Origin of the sequence: Pseudonocardia sp. Ae150A_Ps1 (assembly GCF_001932315.1) — a bacterium.
Taxonomy (GTDB): domain Bacteria; phylum Actinomycetota; class Actinomycetes; order Mycobacteriales; family Pseudonocardiaceae; genus Pseudonocardia.
Genome location: NZ_MCIJ01000001.1, coordinates 3,723,581 through 3,748,032, shown reverse-complemented (window position 1 = coordinate 3,748,032; position 24,452 = coordinate 3,723,581). Strand labels below are relative to the sequence as shown.

Below are 24,452 nucleotides of genomic sequence, written 5' to 3'. Positions count from 1 at the left end.
CCATGTGTTTGTCCGGCCGGTCGTGGCGTGGATCAGCCCGGTCCGGCGTGCTCCTCGGCCAGGGCGACGAGCCGGCGGAGACGGCCGGCCACGGCGTCCTTCGACAGCGGCGGGTCGGCCCGCTGCCCGAGCCGGGACAACGACAGCGCCGGGTGCCCGACACGCAGCAGACCCGCACTGCGCAGCTGCTCCGGCGCGTCCGGCCCGAGCACCTCGAGTGCCCACCGGACGCGGGCGACGGTCCGGTCGGCGGCCTCGGCCGCCCGGCGCGCGTTGACGGTCTCCAACGGGACGTTCAGCGTCCGCGACGCGACCGGGGGCGCCGCCGCCGCGCACCGGCGCAGCAGGTCGGCGACGCCCGGAGCACCGGTCGCCCGGAGCAGCGCGTCGATGCAGTCCTGATCACGGACCACGACCCGGTGCTCGGTCGCCGTCTCCTGCGCGACGGCCAGCACCCCGAGCCCCCGGGCGGCCCCGACCAGTGCCAGCACCACGGCGGGCCCGGGGCAGCCCACCTGGATCCGGACCCGGCCCGACGACCGCAGGATCCGGCCACGGGCGAGCAGCGCACCGCGCCAGGCGCCGGCGGCGACCGCGGGCCCGCCGCCGACGACCGCGGGCGGGAGCCCGAGGACGGCACGGCCCGTCCGGTCGACGAGGCCGGTGGCCCTGGCCAGGTCGGAGCCGGTAGCCGTCACCCTGACGAAATAGCGCAGCGGGTGGCCCGACACGTCGACGGCGTCGGCGCGGGCCGACGCCCGGCCGTACAGGTCCACCAGTTCACGGCGCAGCCGGACCGCGGGCTCCGGCGAGGTGAACTCGGCACGGACGACGGTGCGGCCACCGGCCGTCGTCACGTCACCCGAGATCCGGAGCTGGGTCGCCGTGGCGGCGTGCCGGACCACGGGACGTTCCTCGCAGACGGCGCCGAGCTCGCGGTGCAGCTCGGCGGTGACGCGCTCGGGATCGAACACGGTCTCTCCTGCAGGTGCGCACGAGGGCGGGGCGGGGTCACGAATCCCCCGATGTGACCCCACCCCACCGGGCCGGACGGGACGTGGGAACGGCCCGTCGTGGTCGTGGGTCAGGCCGGCCCGTCCGGCCCGGCGTGCATCGGGCACCGCGGATCGACGCACGGCTCGTCGACGGCACCCGACCGGAACGCGGCGTTGGCCAGCACCGAACAAAGGCAGCCCCGGGCCTTCGCCCGCGGTCCACCCGGTGCCAGGTCGTCGCGCGATCCGGACGCCGAGGGCTCCGCCCCCTGCCCGCTCGTCGCCTCCGTCATCGGTCCCCCTCCGCACACGATGCGCGCCCGGCGTTCCCCGAGAGGCCCGTGCGCATGTACACGCAGCGACCGGGCACGAACCCGTCGTGCCGGTCGGACACGGAGAGTACTCTATACGCGGAGTAACGCCTATTTCGGCTTGGTACTCACCGGAAGGGGGGCATCGGGGTCGAGATCGATCCCGTTCTCGCGGGCGAGGCCGTCGATCTGGGCCCAGATCAGGGCCGTGAGGTGTTCGGTGACGGCGTCCCGGGACACCGCCCGGTGCACCAGCCACCACTCGGCCGTCGCCTGCACCGACCCGACCAGTGCCTGCGCCCAGATCTGGACCAGCTCCGGCTCGTCGAACCCGAGCGACTCCACGTAGCTCCCGAGCAGACCGGCCAGCGCGCCGGAGATGAACTCCCGGCCGGCGTCGGCGACCTCGTCGCCCTGCCCGGGCAGCCGGCGCCGGAACAGCAGGTGGATGTTCGGCGAGTCGTCGAGGAAGCGCATGAAGGCGTCCAGCGAGGCGCGGATGCGCGGGCGGATCGCGCCCTCGTCGTAGATCGCCGGCATGAGGCGTTCCATCAACCGGTTCGTCGCGCGCTCGGCCATCGCGTCGAGCAGCGCCGCCCGGTCGCCGAAGTGCCGGTAGATCACCGGCTTGGTCACCCCGGCCTCGTGGGCCACCTGGTCCAGACCGAGGTCCGGACCGTCCCGCCCGAGGACGGCCAGGGCGGCGTCCACGAGCTCCTCCCGCCGCCGGGCGCGGTGGGCGGCCCAGCGCGTGCTCCGGCCGTCGACCGGACATCCCGCGGGCGCGGGACGCTTCTCGGGTCGGTCGACGGCGGACACGATCGGGATGATCCTCCTTCGGACGTCTGCCGGGTAGCGCGCGTGCGGCCCCCGGCGAGCACCCGGGCGCCGGATCCAGCCGTACCCGGACGCCAGTGGATCATGCCCTTTCCTGCGCCCCGGTTCACCCTGTGGTGAGCCCCCGGACGACGAACGCGACGAGCCGGTCGGCGAGATCGTCGTCGAGGGGTGCGCCGTGCACGGTGAGCCGCCAGAACGGCACGCTCCCGAGCACGTCCACGACCAGTTCGGCGTCGGCCCCGGCGGCCCGTCCGGCCGGAATCTCGCCGCGCGCGACGGCGCGCTCCAGCACCGCGCCGGAGCGGGCGCGGCGCGGCCCGGCGAGCCGCTCGCGGAACGCCGACGCGAACTCCGGTGAGCGACGCGCCTCCGCCAGCAGGTCGGGCAGGACGAGGCCGAGGCGCGGGTGGTCGAGCCAGTCCCGCATCCCCGCGACGAGCTCGCGGAGGTCCCCGGCGAGCGTCCCGGTGTCCGGGGCGGGGTCGTCCGGCACGCCGAACCGCCCGACGACGTCGACCACCATGCTGTCCTTGCCGGGCCAGCGCCGGTAGAGGGCGCTCTTGCCCACCCCCGCGCGCGCCGCGACGCGCTGCATGGAGAGCCGGCCGTAGCCGACCTCCGCGAGCTCGACGAGCACGGCCTCGACGACGGCCTCGGTCAGTTCGGGCCGGAGCACGGCGGCCCCGGTCGCGGGTCGGCGAGCGGTCATGGTCACAGCATACGACTGGACGAGACGGCCCCGTCCCGTCCATAGTTGGTCGGGACGGGACCGTATCGACCAGACCGGAGTCCCCGATGGACGAGCAGGACCGCCGCGAGCGCGCACACCGCGCGATGGACGCGGCACTCGACCGGATCCTCGGCCACGACATGGCCGGTTTCGCCGCGCTGTGGGCCCCCGGCGGCACGATGGACTTCCCGTTCGCGGCCGCGGGGTCCGTCGCACCTGGACGGGCGGGACGCCGTGGCGCGCTACGTCGACGGCTACAACGACCTGCTGCTGCCCGGCTCCGTCGTGGCGCAGACCCGGCACGAGACCACCGACCCGGACACCCTGGTCGTCGAGTTCACGGTCGAGGGCCGGATCGTCGCGAGCGGCGAGCCCTACACGATCGGCTACGTCGCCGTCGTGACCGTCGGACCGGACGGGATCACCGGGTACCGCGACTACTGGAGCCCACTCGCGGTGCAGGACACGTTGGGGCGCACCGGGCTCGCGGAGCCGACGCGATGACCGTCCTCGTCACCGGCGCGACCGGCACCACCGGCTCCCGGGTCGCCGCACTGCTCGACGACGCCGGTGCCGACGTCCGCCGCGCCGCCCGGTCCACCCCGGTCCGGTTCGACTGGGCCGACCCCGCGACGCACGACGCCGCGTTCGACGGCGTCGACCGCCTCTACCTGCTCCCCCCGCTCGCCACGCCCGACCCGGCGCCGGTGGTCGCCCCGGTCCTGGAGCGGGCCGTCGGACGCGGCCTGCGCCGCGTGGTGCTGCTGAGCGCGGCCGCCGTCGAGCGGGGCACCCCCGGACTCGGCGCCGTGCAGGACCTCGTGGCGGAGACCGTCCCGGAGCCCGTGCTGCTGCGCCCGTCCTGGTTCACCCAGAACCTGCTCGGCGACCACCTCACGGCCCGCGGCCTGCGCTCCGGCGAGCTGGTGACCGCCACCGGCGACGGCCGGCTCCCGTTCGTCGACGCCGGGGACATCGCCGCCGTCGCCGCCGCGCTGCTGCTCGCCGACGGCCCGCCCGAGCCCGACGTCGTCGTCACCGGCCCGGAGGCGCTGTCCTACGACGACGTCTGCGCGGTCTGGACGGACGTGACCGGCACCCCGGCCCGGCACGTGGCGGTGAGCGTGGCCGCGATGACCGACCGGCTCGTCGCCGACGGGATGCCCGCCGACTACGCCGCCGTCCTGGCCGGGCTCGACGGGTTGATCGCCACCGGCGCGCAGTCCGGGACGAGCGACGCGGTGCGGCGGTGGACCGGGCGGGAACCACGGAGCGTGCGGGAGGTGCTCGCGGCCGCCGTGGCAGGCTCGCACTGATCCACGACACGAGGAGGCGCGGTGCGACGGGTGCTCTGCCGGGAGTTCACCGATCCCGAGCGGCTGGAGGTCGTCGAGGAACCGGCGCCGCGGCCGGGTCCGGGCGAGGTGCTGCTGGAGGTCGAGGCGGCGGCGGTCAGCTTCGTCGACGGGCTGATCGCCCGCGGCGGCTACCAGCTGCGGCCGGAGCTGCCCTTCACGCCCGGGTCCGCGGTGGCGGGGACGGTCGCGTCCGGGCCCCGCGCGGGCGAGCGGGCCGTCGCGCTCCTGGGCCTGTTCGGCGGGTTCGCCTCGCACGCCGTCGTCGCGGAGGACGAGCTCGTGCCTGTTCCCGACGGCGTGGACGCCGGCGTCGCGGCCTCCTCGATGGAGGGCTACGGGACGGTCGCGTTCGCACTGGGACACCGGGTGACGGTCCGCGGGGGAGACCGGGTCGTCGTGCTCGGCGCGGGCGGCGGGATCGGGCTGGCCGCCGTCGACCAGGCCCGTGCCGCGGGCGGCCGGGTGCTCGCCGTGGCGTCCACGGAGGACAAGCGGGAGGCCGCGCTGGCGGCCGGCGCCGAGGACGCGATCGGCTACGGCGACTCCCCCGCGGCGCTCAAGGACGCGCTGCGGGACCGGACCGGCGGCGGCGTCGACGTCGTGATCGACCCGGTCGGCGGCCCGAACGCGGAGGCCGCGCTGCGGGCGCTCGGCACCGGGGGCCGGTTCTGCGTCATCGGCTTCACCTCGGGCGAGATCCCGCGGCTGCCGGCGAACGTGGTGCTGCTCCGCAACCGGACCGTCGTCGGCGTCGACTGGGGTGACTGGTCGCGGAACGACCCGGGTGCGGCACGGGACCTGGCCGCGGAGGTGCTGCGCCGGATCGCCGCCGGGGAGCTGCACCCGCCCGCGCCCGCCACGCTCCCGCTGGAGCGGGCGCAGGAGGCGACCCGGCGCTACGCCGAGCGCACCGCCGTGGGGAAACTGGTGCTGGTCCCCTAGCCGTCATCACCCTTGATGACGCCCGGTAATGGCCCGGTGACACCTCCCGATAGGCCGTTCGCAGGCGCGGCAGCAGCGCCGCACGGACCACTCGGGAGGACAGCCGATGACCGCCACCCAGCCCTGGGCCACCACCGTCGAGCAGGCGCCGGTGGCGCGCGGGAACGCACCGGCGACCGCCGGGTTCTGGCTCGGCCTGGTCGGTCTGGTGGCCGGGTTCGTGCCGATCCTGGGGCTCCTGGTCACCGTGCCCGCGGCCGTCCTCTCGCACGCCGGGCGGGCGCGCTTCCGCAGCGGCCGCGCGGCGGGTCCCGGACGGTCGACCGCGGGGACGGTGCTGGGCTGGACCGGTAGCGCGATCTGCGTGCTGATGTCGGTCTTCATGATCGTCGCCGCCGCGAACGCCCCGGTCCAGGCCGTCCAGCCGGTGGCGGCCGCGCCGGTCGCTCCGGCCCTGCTGACCGTGCCGAACGTCGTCGGGATGGACGACCGACAGGCCCGCGAGGTGCTGGCGGCCGCAGGCTTCAGCAACGTCGTCCTCGGCCCGTCGACCGGGTCGATCGCGGGGGTCGCCGCCGGCACCGTGACCACCCAGCTCCCCGGCGTCGCCGCCCTGGCCGCCCCCGGCGACCCGATCGTGCTCGGGGAGGCCGCCGCCCCGCCCGCCCCGCCGGCGCCGGTCGTCGCCCCGCAGAGTGCGCCGACCACCGCCGCCGCACCCGCGGCGCAGGCGCCGGCCCTCGTCGCGGAGCCGGACACCGACGTCGACCGGCCCTACGTCCCGGCCGCGCCGCAGCCGCTCGTCTCGTCCGGCTCGGGCAGCTCGTCGGCCTACTACGCCAACTGCTCGGCGGCCCGCAGCGCCGGCGCCGCGCCGCTGTACCGCGGGGACGCCGGCTACAGCTCCAAGCTCGACCGCGACGGCGACGGTGTCGCCTGCGAGTGACGGCGACGGTGTCTCAGGCGGGGCGGGCGGAGACGCCCGCCCCGCCGTCGCCGGTCACCGGCGTGACCACCCACCCGTGCCGGACCAGCCCCGCCGGTACGGCGTCGGGCGGCGGGCCTTCGTAGAGCACGTGCAGGACACCGCCCGGCGCGAGCGCGGCCCGCAGCACGGCCAGCTCGGGGGCGGGGTCACGGGTCCAGAACAGGTTGACGTTCACGGTGAACGCGACGTCCACCGCCCCATCGGGCACGACGAGGTCGTGCAGCGCGGACTCGCGGACCTCGAGCACCCCGGACGCGACGTGCGCGGCGTTGCGCTCCGTGGTCCGCCGCACCGCGACGGCCGACCGGTCCACCGCGAGCATCCGGCCCCCGGACAGTCGCGGGCAGAGCAGTTCGGCGGCCGCGCCCGGGCCGCACCCGATCTCGAGCACCCGCGTCGACGGCGACGGGTCCACCACGCCCGCCGCGAACCGGATCCGCTCCGGAACCACCCTCGTCACTCCCGCAGCGTGGCACGACCGGGCCGGACACGGGCATAGTCGATGTGGTGAACGAGCCGGTGCACCACGACGACGTCAGGATCTCCGACGCCGACCGCGAGGTGGTCGCCGCTCGGCTGCGTGCCGCCCACTCCGACGGCTACATCGACCTGTCCGAGTTCGACGAGCGCGTCGCCGAGGTGTGGCGGATGCGCACCCGCGGCGACCTGTCCCGGGTGACCCGCGACCTGCCGGTCGCGCGGCCGCAGCCGCGCCGGGACGGGCTGGTGTTCTCGTCGTCGCCGGGTGGCGTCGCGATGCGGGTGCTGTCGATCATCTGGCTGTGCGTGACGGCTGCGGCCGCCGCCGGGACCGGGGTCGTCGCGCTGCTCACCGACCTGTCCCCGTGGTGGTTCCTGCTGGTCGCCGCCCCGCCCGGCGCGGTGCTGGCGTCGCTGTGGCTGGCCGGGATCGGCCGTCCCCGGCGCGGCGGCCGCTAGCCGGCCGCCGCGCCGGGGCGGTGCTCAGCCGGCGCTCCGCTCCTCCTCGTACCGCTTCGTCATCGTGTCGACCGCGTCGAGCTGGGTCTGCGCGTGCCGCTCCCGGGTCGACGACGCCCGGTCCTTCGCCGCGAGCGTCCCGGCGGCCTGGCCCTGGAACTCGGGCATCACGTACTGGGCGATGAGCTCCCCGGACCGGCGGGTCGCCTCCGGGTTGGCCCACTCGTGGCCGAGCAGCAGCATGCACCCGAAGCCGCCGGACTGGTCGGCGAGCTTCTGCACCTGGGCCTTCGCGTCGTCGACGGTCCCGATCGCGCCGATACCGGCGTCGTTGATGAAGTCGATCATCTCCCGGACGTTCGAGCCGTCGACGGCCATCTGCGGGAACGCGGCGACCTTCTGGAAGTAGTTGAACCAGTGCTCGATGCCGTACTCGACGTCGCGGTAGGCCTGCTCCCGCGTCTCCGCGACGTGCATGAGCCCGACCAGCCGCCACTTGTCCCGGTCCGGGGCGGGCTGCCCGTGGTGGGCGGCGCGCTCCTCGACGACGTCCCAGTGGTGGGCGAGCGCGTCGAAACCGTCCTGGGTGAGCGTAGCGCCGATCGACATCAGCCCGACGCCGTGCTGCCCCGCCATCCGCGGGCCGGTCGGTGAGGCGACCGCGGCGACGGCCACGTCGAAGCAGGGATCGGTGTAGGGCGCGAGCTGCAGCTGGGCGTCGATCAGCTTGTGGGTCGGCGTCTCCGCGTTGACGACCTCGCCGCGCAGCAGCCGCATGATGATGTCGAGGTTCACCGCGAGCAGCTCGCGGGTGGCGGTGGGATCGAGACCGATCATCGCCGAGTCGGTCGGCAGCGAGCCGGGTCCGCAGCCGAGCATCGTCCGGCCGCGGGTGAGGTGGTCCAGCATCACCATGCGGTCCGCCACCCACAGCGGGTTGTGGTACGAGATCGACGTGACGCCGGTGCCGAGCCGGATGTTGCGCGTGCGCTCGGCCGCGGCGGCGATGAAGATCTCGGGCGACGCGATGATCTCCGACCCGGCCGAGTGGTGCTCACCGATCCACGCCTCGTCGAAGCCGAGCCGGTCGAGGTGCTCGACCAGTTCGAGATCGCGTTGCAGGGCCAGGGTCGGGTTCTGGCCGGGCTTGTGGAAGGGGGCCAGGAAGGTTCCGAATCGCAGTCTGCTCACGGGGACTCCTCGTCGGGCGCGGGCACCCGCTCCGGTGGGGGCACCCTCCCCGAAGTCCTTACCCGTCGTGACCGGCGTCACGCAACTGTCGAATATTCGGGAACCGGTGATCGGTGAACGGCCGGTGTACGGCCGTCCGTCCCGCTCGGATAGGTTTCCCGATCATGGGACACCGCGAGGAGCTGCTGGACGGGGCGGCGCAGTGCCTCTACGAGAAGGGCTTCGGCCGCACCACCGCCCGTGACGTCGTCGCCGCCTCCGGCACGAACCTCGCGTCGATCGGCTACCACTTCGGGTCGAAGGACGCACTGCTCACCGAGGCCCTCCTACGCGCCACGACCGCGTGGGGCGAGGAGCTCGACCGCGCACTCGCCGAACCCGACGGTGCCGCGACCTCCGACCCGGACCGCCGGGTGGAGGACACGTGGGGCCGGGTGATCAGCCTGTTCTCCACACAGCGACGGCTGTGGGCCACCCACGTCGAGGCGCTCGCCCAGGCGGAGCGCCTGCCCGAGCTGCGGGCCAAGCTCGCCGAGGCCCAGCACGAGGTCCGCGAGGGCCTCGCCCTGACCTTCCACACCCTGCCCGACGACGACCCGGCCGCCGCCGACCGGCGGGTGCACGTACTCGGCGCCGTCTACCAGGCACTGCTGACCGGCGTCATGGTGCAGTGGATGCTCGACCCCGAGTCCGCGCCGAGCGGCGTGGACCTCGCGGAGGGCCTGCGCGCGATCGTCGAGCGCGCCGACGCGCTGGCCTGACCCGGGCCTCAGTGCCGGGGCACGACGCGGCCGATCACCGTGCCGCCCCGGTCCGCGCCCGGCTCGGCCACCCGCACCGACAGCGTGCCGAGGGCGAGGAACCGGATCGTGACGGTCCCGCCCGCGGTGACGTCCACGGCGCGTCCCTGCTCGGGGACCAGCACCCGTCGTGCGACGTCGCTGCCGACCGTCAGCACCACCGTCGTCCCACGGGGTACGACGACCGTTCCCACCGCCTCGACCCCGGCGGCCGAGGAGAAGTCGAACCGCACCGGGGTGAGACCGCTCGCATCGGCCGTCGCGACCCGGGTCGGACCGGCCTGCGCCGCGCCGCCCGCCGTGCCGCACGCCGCCAGCGGCGGCGTCACGACCAGCAGACCGGCGAACAGCAGGCCGGCCGATCTCCGCATGCCCTCCATGCTGCCCGATCCGGTGGTGTGACCCCCGCCCGGTACACCCGGTCGTGGCATTGGGCACGATCGGGAGCGTGACGTCCCACCCCGCCGCCCCGGTTCCCGAGAAGCTCTTCGACGACGAGCGCGAGCAGCGCTGGCGCTCGCGGTTCACGGCGGTCCGGATGTCCCGCCCGGACTGGGCGCTCGACGCGCCGAACCGCACCGCCTACGTCTCCAATGCGACCGGCACGTTCGAGATCCACGTGTGGGACCGGGACTCCGGCGAGCACCGGCAGGTGACCGACCGGCGCAACGGCACGACCTCGGCCGTCCTGCCGCCGGACGGGGAGCACCTGTGGTGGTTCGCCGACACCGACGGCGACGAGTTCGGGCACTGGGTCGCCCAGCCGTGGTCCGCGGCCGCCGGCGCGCCGACCGAGCCCGCCGTCCCCGGCGCCGGTGACGGCTACCCGGCCGGTCTGGAGATCGGCAGGCGGCGGACCGCGGTCGGCGTCTCCACCGACGACGGCACCACCCTGCTGGTCCACGAGCGCGGCTCGGCCGGACCCGCCGGGGTCGTCTACCGGCACACCGAGGACGCCGGGGTCGGCGCGCTGTCCGAGGACGAGACGCTGCTCGCGATCTCGCACTCCGAGCACGGCGACTCCCGCCACCCGTCGCTGCGGGTGCTGGACCTCGACGGCGGCGGGGTCGTCGGCGAGCTGCACGACGGTCCGGGCAAGGGGCTCGCCCCGCTGGAGTTCGCGCCGGTCGCCGGGGACCAGCGGCTGCTGGTCTCGCACGAGCGCCGTGGCCGCGAGGAGCTGCTGATCTGGGACCCGACCACGGGGGCGGTCACCGAGCTGGAGGTCGACCTGCCCGGGGAGCTCGTCGGCGGCTTCTACCCGGACGCGTCCGCGCTGCTGATCGCGCACACGCACGCGGCGCGGACCCGGCTGTTCCGCTACGACCTGGCCACCGGCACTCCCGTCGAACTGGCGACGGCACCGGGCTGCGTCGGCTCCGCCGAGGTCCGCGCGGACGGCACCGTCGAGTACTCGTCGTCGTCGGCGGCGACCCCGTCGCAGATCCGGGCGCTGCGCCCGGACGGCACCGACGACGTCCTGGTCGCGCCGCCCGGGGAGCGCCCGCCCGGCTCGCTGCCGGTGCGCGACGTCTGGACCACCGGCCCCGGTGGCGACGTGCACACCCTGGTCACCGAGGCACCCCGGACCGGCGACCGCCCGGCACCGGCGGTGTTCGTGCTGCACGGCGGCCCGCACGCCGCCGACGAGGACCGGTTCGACGCCGGCCGCGCCACCTGGGTCGACGCCGGGTTCACCGTCGTCGAGATCAACTACCGCGGTTCCACCGGGTACGGCTCGGCGTGGCGGGACGCGATCGAGGGCCGGCCGGGCCTGACCGAGCTGGGCGACGTCGCCGCGGTGCAGGACGCGCTGGTCGCGGACGGCACCGTCGACCCGGCCCGCTGCGCCGTCGACGGCTGGTCCTGGGGCGGCTACCTGGCGCTGCTCGCGGCGGGATCGCAGCCGGAGCGGTGGGCGGCCGCCGTCGCCGGGGTGCCGGTGGCCGACTACGTGGCCGCCTACGACGACGAGATGGAGCAGCTGCGGGCGTTCGACCGGGCGCTGTTCGGCGGCTCCCCCGCCGACCTGCCGAACCTCTACCGGGAGGCGTCGCCGCTGACCTACGTCGACGCGGTGCGGGTGCCGGTGCTGGTCCTGGCCGGGGAGAACGACCCGCGCTGCCCGATCCGGCAGATCGACAACTACCTGGACGCCCTCGCCGGCCGCGACGACGTCGCCTACGAGGTCAGCCGGTTCGACGCCGGCCACGGGTCGCTGGTCGTGTCCGACCAGCTGGACCTGATCGCGACCGAGGTCGACTTCGTCCGCCGGGCCCTGGCCAGCTGATCCGGCCTCAGCCCTCGATCAGCGGCAGCACGTTCTCCGGCGGCCGGCCCAGCACGGCCCGGTCGCCGGAGCGCACCAGCGGACGCTCGATCAGCTTCGGCTCGGCGGCCAGGGCGTCGAGCAGGGTGTCCCGGTCAGCGCCCTTGAGGCCCTGCTCCCGGAACGCGGCCTCGCCGGTGCGGGTGATCACGAGCGGATCGTCGGTGCCGAGCGCGGCGAGCGCGCCCTCGATCTCGGCCCGCGACGGCGGGGCGTCCAGGTAGCGCCGCACGGCCGGCTCGACGCCGTGCTCCTGCAGCAGGGCGAGCGTGGCGCGGCTCTTCGAACAGCGCGGGTTGTGCCAGATCTCCATGGCGCCTCCGGCGCTCGTGAGTGGTTATCGCGGCCAGAGCCACGATAACCACTCACGGGCGGCGTCAGCCGCCTCGCACGGCCTGCTCGATCCGGTCGCCGATGTCCTTGTCGACGTTGCGCCAGTACTCGAAGGCGCGCTGGAGGATGGGCTCGGTGACGCCGTCGGACAGGTGCCCGGCCACGTTGCCCACGAACCGCTCGCGCGCGGCGTCGTCGAACACCTCGCGGACCATCGTGCCGGCCTGGCCCCAGTCGTCGTCCTGCTCGCGCAGGGCGTACGCGGTCCGGACCATGTCGCCGTCGGCGTGCCACTGCGCCTCCGCGACCCGCTTCGGGTCGGCGGCGGGCCCGCCGTAGGAGTTCGGCGCGTAGATCGGGTCACGGGAGTTCGTGATCCGCATGGCGCCGTCCTTGGCGTAGTTGTTCACCTCGGACCGCGGCGCGTTGACCGGGATCTGCTTGTAGTTGACGCCGAGCCGGGCGCGGTGCGCGTCCGCGTAGGAGAACCCGCGGGCCAGCAGCATCCGGTCCGGCGACAGCCCGGTGCCCGGCACCAGGTTGTTCGGCTCGAACGCGGCCTGCTCCATCTCCGCGTGGTAGTCCTCGACGTTCCGGTCCAGGGTCAGCGTCCCGACCTTGATCAGCGGGTAGTCGGCGTGCGGCCAGACCTTGGTCAGGTCGAACGGGTTGAACCGGTAGGTCGTCGCGTCGGCGAACGGCATGACCTGCACGTACAGCGTCCAGCTCGGGTGGTTGCCTGCCTCGATCTGGTCGTAGAGGTCGCGCTGGTGGTAGTCGGCGTCCGCCCCGGCGAGGTGGTCAGCCTCGTCCTGGGTCAGGCACTCGACACCCTGGTCGGTCTTGAAGTGGTACTTCACCCAGAACATCTCGCCGGCGTCGTTGATCCAGCTGTAGGTGTGGCTGGAGTAGCCGTTCATGTGCCGCCAGGTCCTCGGGACACCGCGGTCGCCCATCAGCCAGGTCACCTGGTGCGCGGACTCCGGGGAGAGCGTCCAGAAGTCCCACTGCATGTCGTGGTCGCGCAGGTTGTTGGACACGCGACGCTTCTGCGAGCGGATGAAGTGCTGGAACTTCATCGGGTCGCGGACGAAGAACACCGGCGTGTTGTTGCCGACCATGTCCCAGTTGCCCTCGTCGGTCCACAGCTTCAGCGAGAACCCGCGCGGGTCACGCCAGGTGTCGGGGCTGCCCCGCTCCCCGGCGACCGTCGAGAACCGGATCACGCCGCGGGTCTCCGCGCCGGGCTGCAGGAACGAGGCCTTCGTGTACCGCGAGACGTCCTCGGTCGTCTCGAACCTCAGGAACGCTCCGCCACCCTTGGCGTGCGGCTGGCGCTCCGGGATGCGCTCCCGGTTGAAGTTCGCCATCTGCTCGATCAGGTAGTGGTCGTTGAGCACGATGGGACCGTCGGCACCGATGGTCAGCGAGTGCTCGTCGCTGGCGACCGGGCTGCCGGAGTCGGTGGTGGTCGGCTTGGGCTGCGAGCTCGTCACTGCCGCGCCTCCTCGTGGTGGTGGTCGGCGTTCGTTCGGGTGTTCCCGTCGGGGATTCCCGCGCCCTCCGGAGCCAAACCGGATCCGGCCGGCCCGGCCGCAATCCGGTGGACACCGCCCCGCACGATGGACACGTGCCCGATGCCACGACCACCGCGCCACCGCGTTCCGGGATCGGCGCCTTCGCCGACGTCCTGCGACGGCCGGGGGTCGGCACGATCACCGGGATCGGCATCGCGGCCCGGATCCCCGCGACGGCCGTCGGCGTCACCCTGACCCTGCACACGGTCCTGACGCTCGGCTACGGCTTCGGCGCCGCCGGGCTGGTCGCGGCGGCCGTCCCCACCGGGATGGCGGTCGGCGCACCCCTGCTGGGCTCGGTGATCGACCGCTTCGGGCTGCGCCCGATGGTGGTGCTGACGACGACGTCCGGCCTGCTGTTCTGGTCGGTCGCCCCGTTGCTGGGGTACGCCGGGCTGCTGGCTGCGGCGTTCGTCGCGGGCGTCCTGACGTTGCCGGTGTTCTCCCTGGTCCGGCAGGTGATCGCGGCGATCGTGCCGGCCGGGCACCGGCGTCCGGCGTTCGCACTGGACTCGATGTCGGTCGAGCTGTCCTACATGACCGGCCCGGCCATCGGCTCGCTGCTGACGGTGTGGCTGGGCTCCGCGGTCTCGCTGCGGGTGATCGGGGCCGGGTTCGTGCTGGCCGGGCTGGCGCTGTGGTGGCTCGATCCACCCGTCCGCGCCGACGGCGGCGCCGCCCGCTCCGAGCCCCGGCCACCGGTCCGCAGCTGGCTGTCCCGCCCGCTGGTGGGTGCGCTGCTCACGGTGACCGCCGCGGTCATCGCGATCATGGGGACCGAGTTCGCGTTCGTCGCGGCGCTGACCGCCGCCGACCAGGCGTGGGCGATCGCGCTGGTCAACGCCGGATGGTGCCTGGCGTCGCTGGTCGGCGGGTTCGCCTACGGGGCCGCCCGCCGGGCCGTGCCACTCCCGCTGCTGCTCGCCGTCCTCGGCCTGCTGACGCTGCCGGCCGCGCTCGCCTCGTCGTGGTGGGGCCTGCTGCTCCTCCTGCTCCCCGCCGGACTTCTCGTCGCACCGACGCTGGCCGCCGGCAGCGACGCCGTCGGCGGGCTCGCCCCGGACCGGGTCCGCGGGCTGGTCACCGGTCTGCAGGGCTCGGCGACGACGCTCGGCATCGCCATCGCGAACCCGCTGTCCGGGTTCCTCGTCGACGCCGTCTCGCCGGGCGCCGCGATCGCCGTGTGCGGCTCGGTCGCCGTCGTGTTCGCCGGGATGTCGGCGTGGCTGATGCGGGTGCGCACCTGACCGTCCGCTGCGGAGACACAGCTCACGGGCCTCCCGTCCAGGAGGCGCCGACCCGCGTACCGGCAGCGTGGAGCGGTCGACGGGCGATCACGCAAGCCGGTGTCTGAGAGGGTCCACAGGCGATCGGCGCACCGTCCCCCGGATCCTCCGCTCCGGGGCGGCCCGCTCGGGCAGACTGGACCGGGTGAGCGCGCCACCCCACCCCGACTCCGAGACCCAGCCGATCCGCCGGGGGCCTCCCCGCCGCCGGTTCGGGCCGGTCCGGTGGGCGTTCGCGCTGTTCCTGGGTGTCGGTGCCGCCGGCGCCACACTCCCCGACCTGGTCGGGCTCGACGCCTACTCGCCGTTCGCACAGCTCATCGCGTTCCGGCCCCTCGGGGTCGCGGCGCTGACGGTCCTGGTGCTGGTCGCGCTCGTCGTCACCGCGTTCGCCCGGCGGTTCTGGCCGGTGCCCGTCGTCCTGGCGCTGATCGCGCTGGTGGGCGCCTCGCTGGTGCTCCCCCGCACGACGGCGTCGGCCACCCCCCCCTCGGGCGGGAGCACCCTCAAGGTCCTCGCCCTCAACGTCTACGAGGGCGAGGCCGACGCCGGATCGCTCGCCGCGCTGATCGACGACGAGGACCCGGACATCGTCTCGATCCCCGAGGCCGGCGGTCGCTACAAGCAGCAGCTCGAGCCGTTGCTCGAGCCGATGGGCTACCGCCTCGAGTCGTCGGTGTCGCCCCGGCGGGCCGACGTCACGGGCAACACGGTCGCGATCGCGGAGCGCCTCGGCGACGTCCGCACCCGCGCCGGCGACGACGTCCGCTTCCCCTACATGGAGGCGACCGGCGGCGGGCTGGGCGAGCTGCGGTTCGTCGCGTTCCACTCGGTCGCGCCGGTGCCGCGCTCGGTCGGCCAGTGGCGCTCGGACCTGGGGACGGTCGGGCAGTGGTGCTCGGGCGACACCCCCGCCGTGATCGCCGGGGACTTCAACGCCACGCTCGACCACTCGGTGTTCCGCGAGGCGACCGCCGGGTGCGGCGACGCGGCGGCACAGACCGGCAACGGGCTGTCCGGCACCTGGCCGACCTGGGCGCCTGCCTGGCTGGGCCCGCAGATCGACCACGTGCTGTCCACCGGCGGCATCACCGCCGAGTCGTTCTCGACGCACGTCGTGCCGGGCACCGACCACCGGGCCGTCGTCACGACGCTGCGGCTCCCCTGAGCCGGCCCCACACACGACGACGGCCGCCGTCCCGGGAGTCCGGGCGGCGGCCGTCGGTACGTGCGGCGGGTCCGGTCAGCCTGCGGCGGCGACCGTCTCCGCGACCTCGTAGGTGTTCAGCGCGGCACCCTTGCGCAGGTTGTCGCCGCAGACGAACAGCTCGAGGGTGTTCGGGAAGTCCAGCGCCTGCCGGATCCGGCCCACCACGGTCGGGTCCCCGCCGACGGCGTCGGCCGGGGTCGGCCACTCGCCGGCCGCCGGGTCGTCCTTGACGACGATCGTCGGCTGGGCTCCCAGCACCTTGCGGGCGGCGTCGACCGCCACCTCGCGGGAGAAAGTCGCGTGGATCGACAGCGCGTGCGTCGTGACCACCGGGACGCGGACGCAGGTCGCCGAGACCTTGAGCTCCGGGATCCCGAGGATCTTGCGGGACTCGTTGCGGACCTTCAGCTCCTCCGACGACCAGCCGTCGTCCTTGAGGGACCCGGCCCACGGCACGACGTTGAGCGCCAGCGGCGCCGGGAACGGCGAGCCTGCCTCGGACCCGACCGGGACACCGGCGTCGGACAGCGCCTTCGCGACGTCGCCCGAGACGTTGCCGGCCTGCTTGCCCGCCACCGCCTCGATCTCGGCGTAGAGCTGGTCGATGCCGGGCTGCCCGGCACCGGACGCGGCCTGGTACGAGGCCACGACCAGCGACTCCAGTCCGAACTCGCGGTGCAGCGCACCCATCGCCGCCATCATCGACAGCGTCGTGCAGTTCGGGTTGGCGATGATCCCCTTGGGGCGCTCGGTGACCTTCTCCGGGTTCACCTCGGGCACCACCAGCGGCACGTCGGGGTCCATCCGGAACGCACCCGAGTTGTCCACCGCGACGGCACCGCGCGCCGCGGCGATCGGCGCCCACTCGGCGCTGACCTCGTCCGGGACGTCGAACATCGCGATGTCGACGCCGTCGAACACCTCGGGCTTCAGCTCGAGGACGGTGACGTCCTCGCCGCGGACCCGCAGCACCTTGCCCGCCGAGCGGGCGGAGGCGATCAGGCGGATCTCGCCCCACGGCACGGACTCGCGGGAGTCGATGATCTCGATCATGGTGGTGCCGACGGCACCGGTGGCGCCGACCAGCGCCAGTACGGGCTTGTCCATGGCCATCTCAGCTCACCGGCCCGTTCCCGCGGCGACCACCGCGTCGTCCTCGGCGCCGAGCTCGAAGGCCTCGTGCAGCGCCTGCACCGCGTCGTCCAGCTGGTCCGAGCGGCAGATGACCGAGATCCGGATCTCGGAGGTGTTCATGGTCTCGATGTTGATGCCGGCGTCCGAGAGCGCCTCACAGAACTTCGCGGTGACGCCCGGGGGGTTCCGCATGCCGGCGCCGACCAGCGACACCTTGCCGATGTCGTTGTCGTAGATGATCTCGGAGAAGCCGATCTCGGACTTCGCCCGCTCCAGCGCCGCGACGGCGGTGTCGCCGTTCGAGCGGGGCAGCGAGAAGGTGATGTCGGTCTTCTTGTCGGAGACGTTGGAGATGTTCTGCAGGACCATGTCGATGTTGATCTCCGCGTCCGCGACCGTGCGGAAGATCTTCGCCGCCATGCCGGGGGTGTCCGGCACACCGGTGACCGTGATCTTGCCCTCGGACCGGTCGTGCGCGACGCCGGTGATGATCGGGTTCTCCAACGGAATCTCCTCGATCGAGCCGGAGACCAGCGTGCCCGGCTTGTCGTTGTAGGAACTGCGCACCCGCAGCGGGACGCCGTAGCGGCGGGCGTACTCGACCGCCCGCAGATGCAGGACCTTCGCCCCGGACGCGGCGAGCTCGAGCATCTCCTCGTAGGTCACCGTCTCCAGCAGGCTGGCCTTCGGGACGATCCGCGGGTCGGCGGAGAACACGCCGTCCACGTCCGAGTAGATCTCGCAGACGTCGGCGTTCAGCGCCGCGGCGAGGGCGACGGCGGTCGTGTCCGACCCGCCGCGGCCGAGCGTGGTGATGTCCTTCGAGTCCGCGCTCATCCCCTGGAAGCCGGCGACGAGGACGATGTGCCCCTCGTCCAGCGCCTCGCGCAGCCGGTACGGGTTCACCTCGGTGATCCGCGCGTCGCCGTGCTTCGAGGTGGTGAGCATGCCGGCCTGGGAGCCGGTGAACGAGCGGGCCTCGGCCCCGAGCGAGTGGATCGCCATCGCCACGAGGGCGTTCGAGATCCGCTCACCGGCGGTGAGGAGCATGTCCATCTCGCGGGCCGGGGGCTTGGGCGAGATCTGCTCGGCGAGATCGGTCAGTTCGTCCGTGGTGTCCCCCATGGCGGACACGACGACGACGACGTCATGGCCCTCCTTGCGGGTACGGACGATGCGCTCCGCGACCTTCTTGATGCGTTCCGCGCTCTCGACCGACGAACCGCCGTACTTCTGCACGACGAGGGCCACGCCGACCTCCTGTCCTGGCTCCGGGGTCCGGAGCCGTCGGGTGCTCTCTCTGGGCCGCGGGAACGCGTGGGGACACACCCGCGGCGCTGGTCGGAACGGCACACTACCGGCGGGGGCACCCGATTTCAGGCTCTGGCCCGGCCTCGATGACGCAGCCCACACGGGCGGGCCTTCGCGGCCCCGATCGGGTATCCCGCGCCGCGCGCGGCCCCGCGGGTACATGCGGTCAGGCAGCAGCCCGCCGCCGGTGCCGCCGGACGGCGTCGGTGTTCCCGCAGCGGGCGCTGCAGTACCGCTGCCGGCCGGTCCGGGAGACGTCGGCGTACACCCGTCCGCACTCCGGGGCGGCGCAGCGCCCGAGCCGGTCCATCCCCTTCGTCGCCAGGTGCGTCGCGGTGCCCATCGCGATCAGCGCGTGCAGCACCCCGGCCAGGCCGAGCCCGTCGTCGCGGTGGTGGAGGTGCCAGTGCCCGTCGTGGTCGGTCAGGCGGGGCGGACCGGTCCCCTCCGCGAGCAGCGCGTTCAGGAGCCGGGCGCGCTCGGCGCCCGGACCGGCGTCGACGACGGCGGTCCAGCGTTCCAGCAGGACGCGGACCGCGCCGAGATCGGCCTCGACCGGCTCCCACTCCCGCGCGACGCCCGCGGCCACCGCCCGCTCGGCCAGCTCCCGGAGCGACGACGGCGGGTCGTTCGCGAGGTCGGCGGCGAGCAGCACGGGATCACGACCGTAAGGGTTGATGTGCACTGAGGCATTACAGCACCGTCGTCGTCGTGAGCACACCCCTGGAACACGAGTGGGAACCGGTGTCCCGTCACCGGACGTCCGACGGCGTCGTCAGCTACCTGCGGTGCCGATGCGGGTCGTGGCGCATCCACATGGCAGCGCAGGAGGCGGCGCCGGCCACGTCCGGGACGGTGGCCGAGCCCTTCCCCGGACGCCGGGTCGCGTCCTGACGGTCCGGATCCGGACTAGACGCGGCGCAGCAGCCGGACGACCACGGCCGTCACGATCATCCAGAGGATCGCCGCGACGCCGTAGTTCAGCGTCACCGCCATCTTCGGCTGCTCGGGGGTGAACAGGTTCGCCAGGCCCAGGTTGAACTGTGCGGCCCAGGTCGAGACGAACTCCGTCAGGAAGTTCTGCGGGTTCGCGTCGAGCAGGGTCAGCACGATGTGTGCGACCAGGATCGCGACGATGACCAGCCCGACGATCCGCACGATCGTCGCGATGATCCCGATCCCCTGCCGCACGGTGGTTCCCACGGTTGCCGCCATCGCACACCCTCCACATCGTGACGGGTGCCATGTTCGCACCCGGAGCGCCTTCGCTGCCGGTCCAACGAGGGGGAACGCCCACAGTTGTGATCACTTCGTTGCGACCCGGCAACGATCGATCGGGTCTCCGGGTTGCCGTGCAACGGGGGTCCGGGTCTAACATGGGGTCCATGGCGCGCCTGCTCCTTCGCCGCCGCGGCGGGGTCTGACCGACCGGCCCCTCGTCGCGGGGTTTCGCGTGTCCGCCGGTCGACGACCGCCGAAGCGCACACATGGAGCACCGAAGTGACCACGTCCCCGGACGCGTACGAGTCCCGCGCCAGCAGCAACGTCCGCACCCCCGCGGGTGCCCCGCACGCCGCCCAGCCCGCCTGGAACCGCCAGCGGGGCTCGCAGATGCCGTTCCACCGGTACAAGCCCTTCCATCAGCTGGTCGAACCGGTCTCGCTGCCGGACCGCACCTGGCCGGACAAGGTCATCGACCGCGCCCCGCTGTGGTGCGCGGTGGACCTGCGCGACGGCAACCAGGCGCTGATCGACCCGATGAGCCCGCTGCGCAAGCGCCGCATGTTCGACCTGCTGGTACGCATGGGCTACAAGCAGATCGAGGTCGGGTTCCCGGCGGCCAGCCAGACCGACTTCGACTTCGTCCGCGAGATCATCGACGAGGACGCGATCCCGGACGACGTCCAGATCCAGGTCCTGACCCAGGCCCGTCCCGAGCTGATCGAGCGGACCTTCGCCGCCTGCGAGGGCGCGCACTCGGCGGTCGTCCACCTCTACAACTCGACGTCGATCCTGCAGCGCCGGGTCGTGTTCCGCTCCGACCGCGCCGGGATCGCCAAGATCGCCACCGACGGCGCCGAGGAGGTCCAGCGCTTCTCCGAGAAGTACCCGGACACCGACTGGACCTTCCAGTACTCGCCGGAGTCCTACACCGGGACCGAGCTGCAGTACGCCGTCGACGTCTGCAACCAGGTCTCCGCGATCTGGCAGCCGACGCCGGAGCACCCGATGATCGTCAACCTGCCGGCGACGGTGGAGATGGCGACCCCGAACGTCTACGCCGACTCCATCGAGTGGATGCACCGGCACCTGGACCGCCGCGACGCGCTGGTCCTGTCCCTGCACCCGCACAACGACCGCGGTTCCGGGATCGCCGCCGCCGAGCTGGGCTACCAGGCCGGCGCCGACCGGATCGAGGGCTGCCTGTTCGGCAACGGCGAGCGCACCGGCAACGTCGACCTGGTCGCGCTGGGCATGAACCTGTTCACGCAGGGCGTCGACCCGCAGATCGACTTCTCGGACATCGACGAGGTCCGCCGCACCGTCGAGTACTGCAACCAGCTGCCGGTCCCGGAGCGCCACCCCTGGGGCGGCGACCTGGTCTACACCGCGTTCTCCGGCTCCCACCAGGACGCGATCAACAAGGGCTTCGACGCGATGCGCGCCGAGACCGCCGAGGCCGGGCACCCGGTCGAGGAGCACCCGTGGGAGGTCCCGTACCTGCCGGTCGACCCGAAGGACATCGGCCGCACCTACGAGGCCGTCATCCGGGTCAACTCGCAGTCCGGCAAGGGCGGCATCGCCTACGTCATGAAGACCGAGCACCAGATGGAGCTGCCGCGCCGGCTCCAGATCGAGTTCTCGCACGTGATCCAGGCCTACACCGACACCGAGGGCGGTGAGGTCGAGCCGAAGACGATGCGCGACGCGTTCGACACCGAGTACCTGGGCCGCGAGACCCCGCTCAAGCTCGTGCGGCACCGGATCTCGAGCGACGGCGGGGGCCGCGACGAGATCGTCGCGACCGTCCGGGTGGAGTCCGACCTGCACGAGATCACCGGCTCCGGCAACGGCCCCATCGCCGCGTTCGTCGACGCGCTGGCCGGCATCGGGTTCGACGTCCGCGTCCTCGACTACCACGAGCACGCCATGGGCGGCGGGGACGACGCCCGCGCCGCGGCCTACGTCGAGTGCGCCGTCGACGAGAAGGTCTTCTGGGGCGTGGGCATCGACAGCTCGATCACCAGCGCGAGCCTCAAGGCCGTCGTGAGCGCGATCAACCGGGCACTGCGGTAAACGCTCGTGAGTGGTTGTCGCGGTCCGGACCGCGTGTCGTGTCTCAGCACATCTAAGACAGATCTGTCTCAGCACATCGTGGACGGTTTGCTGGTGGTCCGCTGGTAGCGGACGCTGCGATCGAGGGTAAGGCTGGCGGCGACCGCGTCGTCGATGAGGATGGTGACGCGGTCGCCTTGCCAGAACACCTCCGCGGTGGTGCCGGCGTGGCGGCGGCCCAGACCGATCGAGGTTCCGGAGAAGCTGATGACTCCGGTCTCGGAGACGGTGCGGGTGAGGTGTCCGGCGATGCGGGGTGCGGGTCCAGCCGGTCGGGCGGGTTCGCGGGTGTGGAAACGCTGGTGCGGGGTGTCGCCGTCGAGGCTTTGGTGGCGGCGGTGGTTGTAGCCCTGCCGGTAGGTCTCGAGCAGGTTCTGGAGTTCGGTCAGGGTGGCCGGGGTGGGTCGGGCGGCGAGCCAGCGTTGCAGGGTCTGGTGGGCGCGTTCGTTCTTCCCGCAGGTCTGTGGGTGTCCGATCGAGGACACGATGGTGGTGATGCCCAGCGCGGCCAGGCGGCGTTCGAGGTCGACCAGGGGCCACTGGCGGCGCCGGCCGGAGAAGGCGGTGCCGTTGTCGGAGAGCACGCAGGCCGGGTGGCCGTAGCGGGCGAAGCCGGCGCTGAGCGCGGCCCAGGCGGCCTCGCCGTTCTCGCTGCTCGCGGCGTGGCAGGCGATGTCGAGCCGGGAGTGGTCGTCGATGACCTGCACCACCGTGGCGCGCCGGCCATCGGCCAGTACGGTCCGGGCGCCGTCGATCTGCCAGACCGCGTTCGGGGCCGGCCGGGTGGACGAACCGGTGCGTGCTGCGGCGGGGTCGTTTACGTGGTTGCGGGGTGATCTGGCCGCGGTCGGCCAGCAGCCGGTGGATCGTGGCCCGCGACGGGACCTCGGCCTGCTCGAGTGCCGGGCCGCTGCCGCCGCTACTGCCAGGGCCGCTGCCGGGGCGGGCCGCGTCGAGCAGCCGCCAGCGGATGGTCTGGGCTCCGTGGTCCCAGCCCTGGTCGGCGAGTTCTTTGCGGGCCCGCACCACCGCCTCGGCCACGTGTTCGGCCACCGCGCTGGGACGGGTGTGCGGAGCACGTGAACGCGGTGCCAGACCGGTGCTGCCCTGGTCTCGGAAACGGGACAGCTTGCGATAGAACACCGACCGGGACACGCCGAGTTCTCGGCACACCCGAGCGATGTTGATCTCTTGCCCGGCGGCGGCCCGGGCGACCGCCGCGACGCGGTCGGGATCCATCTCGAACCCTGTTCCACCCACCTGGACCAGGCTGGCCGATCACCAGGATCGACCAACCCGGCCAGCGGGCTACTCAGTGTCCTCGATGTGCCGAGACATCAACTGTGTCGGATGTCCTGAGAACAGGCACGCGGTCCGGACCACGGTAACCACTCACGGGCGCGGAGCGCCCTCTCGGTAGCCTGGGCGGCGATGACGGACACGACCGTTCCCACCAGCATCAGGACCGACGCCCCGGCGCGCCGGACCGCGTCCCTGCACGGCTGGGGACGGACCGCACCCACGCTCGCGCAGCTCGTCACCCCGCGCGGCGCCGAGGACGTCGCCGAGGCGGTTCGCACCGCAGGCGACCGCGGGATCATCGCCCGCGGCCTCGGCCGCTCGTACGGTGATCCCGCGCAGAACGCGGGCGGGGTCGTCCTGGACATGCCCGGGATGAACCGGATCCACGCGATCGACGAGGGCTCCGGCGTCGCCGACGTCGACGCCGGCGTCTCGCTCGACCAGCTGATGCGGGCCGCGCTGCCGCTGGGGCTGTGGGTCCCGGTGCTGCCCGGCACCCGCCAGGTCACGATCGGCGGCGCGATCGGTGCCGACGTGCACGGCAAGAACCACCACACCAAGGGCAGCTTCGGCAACCACGTCGAGTGGCTGCAGCTGGTGACCGCCGACGGCTCGGTGAAGGAGCTGACCCCGGACGGTCCCGAGAAGGACCTGTTCTGGGCGACCGTCGGCGGCATGGGCCTGACCGGCGTCGTCGTGCGGGCGAAGGTGCGGCTGCACCGCACCGAGTCGGCGTACTTCGTGGTCGACATCGACCGAACCGACGACCTCGACGGCCTGCTGGAGCTGCTCACCGACGGCTCCGACGACACCTACGGCTACTCCGCCGCCTGGTTCGACACCACCGCCACCGGGGCGCGGACGGGCCGCTCGGTCCTCACCCGCGGCTCGCTGGCGACCGTCGACCAGCTCCCGGAGAAGCTGCGCGCCGAGCCGCTGAAGTTCGACGCCCCGCAGCTGCTGACCTTCCCCGACGTCTTCCCGAACGGGCTGGCCAACAAGCTGTCGCTGACCGCGTTCAGCGAGCTCTGGTTCCGCAAGGCCCCGCGCCGCCAGCGCGGCGCCGTGCAGAACATCACCGCCTTCTACCAGGTGCTCGACCTCTTCGGTGAGTGGAACCGGATCTTCGGTTCGAAGGGCTTCCTGCAGTACCAGTTCGTCGTCCCGATGGGCGAGGAGGCCGCGCTGCGCCGGATCGTCGAGCGCATCACGCGGTCCCCGCACAAGTCCGGGCTGAACGTGTTCAAGCGGTTCGGCGACGGCAACGACGCGCCGCTGTCCTTCCCCACCAAGGGCTGGACGATCACCGTCGACTTCCCGATCGCGCCCGGCCTGTCCCGGTTCTGCACCGAGCTCGACGAGCTGGTGCTCGCCGCGGGCGGCCGCCTGTACCTGGCCAAGGAGTCGCGGACCTCGCCGGAGGCGTTCGCCGCCGGCTACCCGCGGTTCGACGAGTGGAAGGCGATCCGCGACGCCGCCGACCCGGCGGGCGTCTTCGCCTCCGACATGTCCCGCCGCCTCTCCCTCGCACTCTGAGTCT

The 24,452-nt window shown here is 73.3% G+C and carries 26 protein-coding genes and 1 pseudogene; 12 read left to right on the top strand and 15 right to left on the bottom strand.

Features of this window, described 5'->3' with window-relative positions; all coding sequences use genetic code 11:
• Positions 1 to 32 precede the first annotated feature (32 nt).
• From whiA to Ae150APs1_RS17505, 4 genes are all read right to left on the bottom strand, one after another.
• Positions 33 to 974: a DNA-binding protein WhiA gene (gene whiA, locus Ae150APs1_RS32115; protein ID WP_075299020.1), complete on the bottom strand. Its 942-nt coding sequence runs from the start codon at positions 972 to 974 to the stop codon at positions 33 to 35.
• Between the two features lie 110 nt (positions 975 to 1,084).
• A complete protein-coding gene (locus tag Ae150APs1_RS32110) occupies positions 1,085 to 1,288 on the bottom strand; it encodes a hypothetical protein (protein ID WP_010225175.1) in 204 nt (67 codons plus the stop codon).
• Positions 1,289 to 1,417: 129 nt separating this feature from the next.
• Positions 1,418 to 2,125, bottom strand: a complete 708-nt coding sequence (locus Ae150APs1_RS17510) for a TetR/AcrR family transcriptional regulator (protein WP_139316961.1) — start codon at positions 2,123 to 2,125, stop codon at positions 1,418 to 1,420.
• 124 nt (positions 2,126 to 2,249) lie between these two features.
• Positions 2,250 to 2,855: a TetR/AcrR family transcriptional regulator gene (locus Ae150APs1_RS17505; RefSeq protein WP_033198788.1), complete on the bottom strand. Its 606-nt coding sequence runs from the start codon at positions 2,853 to 2,855 to the stop codon at positions 2,250 to 2,252.
• A gap of 255 nt (positions 2,856 to 3,110) precedes the next feature.
• Between Ae150APs1_RS17505 and Ae150APs1_RS33695 the strand changes: the two genes are divergently transcribed.
• The 4 genes from Ae150APs1_RS33695 to Ae150APs1_RS32885 all read left to right on the top strand — a co-directional run bounded on the left by Ae150APs1_RS33695 (position 3,111) and on the right by Ae150APs1_RS32885 (position 6,122).
• Positions 3,111 to 3,380: a hypothetical protein gene (locus tag Ae150APs1_RS33695; protein ID WP_249266376.1), complete on the top strand. Its 270-nt coding sequence runs from the start codon at positions 3,111 to 3,113 to the stop codon at positions 3,378 to 3,380.
• Positions 3,377 to 4,192 (top strand): ergot alkaloid biosynthesis protein, encoded by an 816-nt coding sequence (locus Ae150APs1_RS17495; RefSeq protein WP_075299016.1) that lies wholly within the window; start codon positions 3,377 to 3,379, stop codon positions 4,190 to 4,192. The genes Ae150APs1_RS33695 and Ae150APs1_RS17495 overlap by 4 nt, the downstream gene beginning before the upstream one ends.
• 21 nt (positions 4,193 to 4,213) lie before the next feature.
• Positions 4,214 to 5,176 carry an NADPH:quinone oxidoreductase family protein gene (locus Ae150APs1_RS17490; protein ID WP_075299014.1) on the top strand — a complete coding sequence of 321 codons (963 nt, stop codon included), beginning with the start codon at positions 4,214 to 4,216 and terminating at the stop codon, positions 5,174 to 5,176.
• 106 nt (positions 5,177 to 5,282) lie between these two features.
• The gene (locus tag Ae150APs1_RS32885) at positions 5,283 to 6,122 is read left to right on the top strand and encodes an excalibur calcium-binding domain-containing protein (RefSeq protein WP_075299012.1); all 840 of its coding nucleotides are present in this window, start codon (positions 5,283 to 5,285) and stop codon (positions 6,120 to 6,122) included.
• A gap of 13 nt (positions 6,123 to 6,135) precedes the next feature.
• On the opposite strand, the gene Ae150APs1_RS17480 is transcribed toward Ae150APs1_RS32885, so the two are convergent.
• Positions 6,136 to 6,624 carry a class I SAM-dependent methyltransferase gene (locus Ae150APs1_RS17480; RefSeq protein WP_083680193.1) on the bottom strand — a complete coding sequence of 163 codons (489 nt, stop codon included), beginning with the start codon at positions 6,622 to 6,624 and terminating at the stop codon, positions 6,136 to 6,138.
• Positions 6,625 to 6,671: 47 nt separating this feature from the next.
• On the opposite strand from Ae150APs1_RS17480, the gene Ae150APs1_RS17475 reads away from it, so the two are divergent.
• Entirely contained in the window at positions 6,672 to 7,103 is a 432-nt protein-coding gene (locus tag Ae150APs1_RS17475; RefSeq protein WP_157178924.1) for a DUF1707 domain-containing protein, read from the top strand.
• A 24-nt stretch (positions 7,104 to 7,127) separates the two neighbouring features.
• Here the strand turns inward: Ae150APs1_RS17475 and Ae150APs1_RS17470 are convergent, their stop codons facing one another.
• Positions 7,128 to 8,294 carry an LLM class flavin-dependent oxidoreductase gene (locus Ae150APs1_RS17470; RefSeq protein ID WP_075299008.1) on the bottom strand — a complete coding sequence of 389 codons (1,167 nt, stop codon included), beginning with the start codon at positions 8,292 to 8,294 and terminating at the stop codon, positions 7,128 to 7,130.
• 164 nt (positions 8,295 to 8,458) lie between these two features.
• Between Ae150APs1_RS17470 and Ae150APs1_RS17465 the strand changes: the two genes are divergently transcribed.
• On the top strand, positions 8,459 to 9,055 hold the full coding sequence (locus Ae150APs1_RS17465; protein WP_010225699.1) for a TetR/AcrR family transcriptional regulator: 597 nt from the start codon (positions 8,459 to 8,461) through the stop codon (positions 9,053 to 9,055).
• 8 nt (positions 9,056 to 9,063) lie between these two features.
• On the opposite strand, the gene Ae150APs1_RS17460 is transcribed toward Ae150APs1_RS17465, so the two are convergent.
• Complete coding sequence (locus tag Ae150APs1_RS17460) at positions 9,064 to 9,465, bottom strand: hypothetical protein (RefSeq protein ID WP_139316960.1); 402 nt, start codon at positions 9,463 to 9,465, stop codon at positions 9,064 to 9,066.
• A gap of 77 nt (positions 9,466 to 9,542) precedes the next feature.
• On the opposite strand from Ae150APs1_RS17460, the gene Ae150APs1_RS17455 reads away from it, so the two are divergent.
• A complete protein-coding gene (locus Ae150APs1_RS17455) occupies positions 9,543 to 11,384 on the top strand; it encodes a prolyl oligopeptidase family serine peptidase (RefSeq protein WP_075299006.1) in 1,842 nt (613 codons plus the stop codon).
• A 7-nt stretch (positions 11,385 to 11,391) separates the two neighbouring features.
• On the opposite strand, the gene arsC is transcribed toward Ae150APs1_RS17455, so the two are convergent.
• Together arsC and Ae150APs1_RS17445 are read right to left on the bottom strand one after the other, a co-directional pair.
• Entirely contained in the window at positions 11,392 to 11,736 is a 345-nt protein-coding gene (gene arsC, locus Ae150APs1_RS17450; protein WP_075299004.1) for an arsenate reductase (glutaredoxin), read from the bottom strand.
• Between the two features lie 64 nt (positions 11,737 to 11,800).
• Complete coding sequence (locus tag Ae150APs1_RS17445; RefSeq protein ID WP_075299002.1) at positions 11,801 to 13,252, bottom strand: catalase; 1,452 nt, start codon at positions 13,250 to 13,252, stop codon at positions 11,801 to 11,803.
• A 134-nt stretch (positions 13,253 to 13,386) separates the two neighbouring features.
• On the opposite strand from Ae150APs1_RS17445, the gene Ae150APs1_RS17440 reads away from it, so the two are divergent.
• Positions 13,387 to 14,580 (top strand): MFS transporter, encoded by a 1,194-nt coding sequence (locus Ae150APs1_RS17440; protein ID WP_075299000.1) that lies wholly within the window; start codon positions 13,387 to 13,389, stop codon positions 14,578 to 14,580.
• A 184-nt stretch (positions 14,581 to 14,764) separates the two neighbouring features.
• The gene (locus tag Ae150APs1_RS17435; protein ID WP_075298998.1) at positions 14,765 to 15,787 is read left to right on the top strand and encodes an endonuclease/exonuclease/phosphatase family protein; all 1,023 of its coding nucleotides are present in this window, start codon (positions 14,765 to 14,767) and stop codon (positions 15,785 to 15,787) included.
• A gap of 75 nt (positions 15,788 to 15,862) precedes the next feature.
• On the opposite strand, the gene Ae150APs1_RS17430 is transcribed toward Ae150APs1_RS17435, so the two are convergent.
• The 3 genes from Ae150APs1_RS17430 to Ae150APs1_RS17420 form a co-directional block, all read right to left on the bottom strand.
• Positions 15,863 to 16,942 (bottom strand): aspartate-semialdehyde dehydrogenase, encoded by a 1,080-nt coding sequence (locus Ae150APs1_RS17430; RefSeq protein WP_075298996.1) that lies wholly within the window; start codon positions 16,940 to 16,942, stop codon positions 15,863 to 15,865.
• A gap of 6 nt (positions 16,943 to 16,948) precedes the next feature.
• Positions 16,949 to 18,214 carry an aspartate kinase gene (locus Ae150APs1_RS17425; protein WP_075298994.1) on the bottom strand — a complete coding sequence of 422 codons (1,266 nt, stop codon included), beginning with the start codon at positions 18,212 to 18,214 and terminating at the stop codon, positions 16,949 to 16,951.
• A 226-nt stretch (positions 18,215 to 18,440) separates the two neighbouring features.
• Entirely contained in the window at positions 18,441 to 18,929 is a 489-nt protein-coding gene (locus Ae150APs1_RS17420) for a CGNR zinc finger domain-containing protein (RefSeq protein WP_010243961.1), read from the bottom strand.
• Positions 18,930 to 18,985: 56 nt separating this feature from the next.
• Between Ae150APs1_RS17420 and Ae150APs1_RS31305 the strand changes: the two genes are divergently transcribed.
• Positions 18,986 to 19,168 (top strand): hypothetical protein, encoded by a 183-nt coding sequence (locus tag Ae150APs1_RS31305; protein WP_139316958.1) that lies wholly within the window; start codon positions 18,986 to 18,988, stop codon positions 19,166 to 19,168.
• A gap of 15 nt (positions 19,169 to 19,183) precedes the next feature.
• Here Ae150APs1_RS31305 and Ae150APs1_RS17415 read toward each other — a convergent pair whose 3' ends face one another.
• Positions 19,184 to 19,489 (bottom strand): hypothetical protein, encoded by a 306-nt coding sequence (locus Ae150APs1_RS17415; protein WP_075298992.1) that lies wholly within the window; start codon positions 19,487 to 19,489, stop codon positions 19,184 to 19,186.
• A gap of 285 nt (positions 19,490 to 19,774) precedes the next feature.
• On the opposite strand from Ae150APs1_RS17415, the gene leuA reads away from it, so the two are divergent.
• Positions 19,775 to 21,571 (top strand): 2-isopropylmalate synthase, encoded by a 1,797-nt coding sequence (gene leuA / locus Ae150APs1_RS17410; protein ID WP_075298990.1) that lies wholly within the window; start codon positions 19,775 to 19,777, stop codon positions 21,569 to 21,571.
• A 68-nt stretch (positions 21,572 to 21,639) separates the two neighbouring features.
• Here the strand turns inward: leuA and Ae150APs1_RS17405 are convergent, their stop codons facing one another.
• Together Ae150APs1_RS17405 and Ae150APs1_RS33690 are read right to left on the bottom strand one after the other, a co-directional pair.
• The gene (locus Ae150APs1_RS17405) at positions 21,640 to 22,689 is read right to left on the bottom strand and encodes a DDE-type integrase/transposase/recombinase (RefSeq protein ID WP_249266375.1); all 1,050 of its coding nucleotides are present in this window, start codon (positions 22,687 to 22,689) and stop codon (positions 21,640 to 21,642) included.
• Positions 22,682 to 22,849 (bottom strand): annotated as a pseudogene (locus tag Ae150APs1_RS33690) (helix-turn-helix domain-containing protein); the annotation flags it as partial. The gene Ae150APs1_RS17405 and the pseudogene Ae150APs1_RS33690, both read right to left, overlap by 8 nt.
• A gap of 192 nt (positions 22,850 to 23,041) precedes the next feature.
• Here Ae150APs1_RS33690 and Ae150APs1_RS17400 point away from each other — a divergent pair.
• The gene (locus Ae150APs1_RS17400; RefSeq protein ID WP_075298988.1) at positions 23,042 to 24,448 is read left to right on the top strand and encodes an FAD-binding oxidoreductase; all 1,407 of its coding nucleotides are present in this window, start codon (positions 23,042 to 23,044) and stop codon (positions 24,446 to 24,448) included.
• Positions 24,449 to 24,452: the final 4 nt, after the last annotated feature.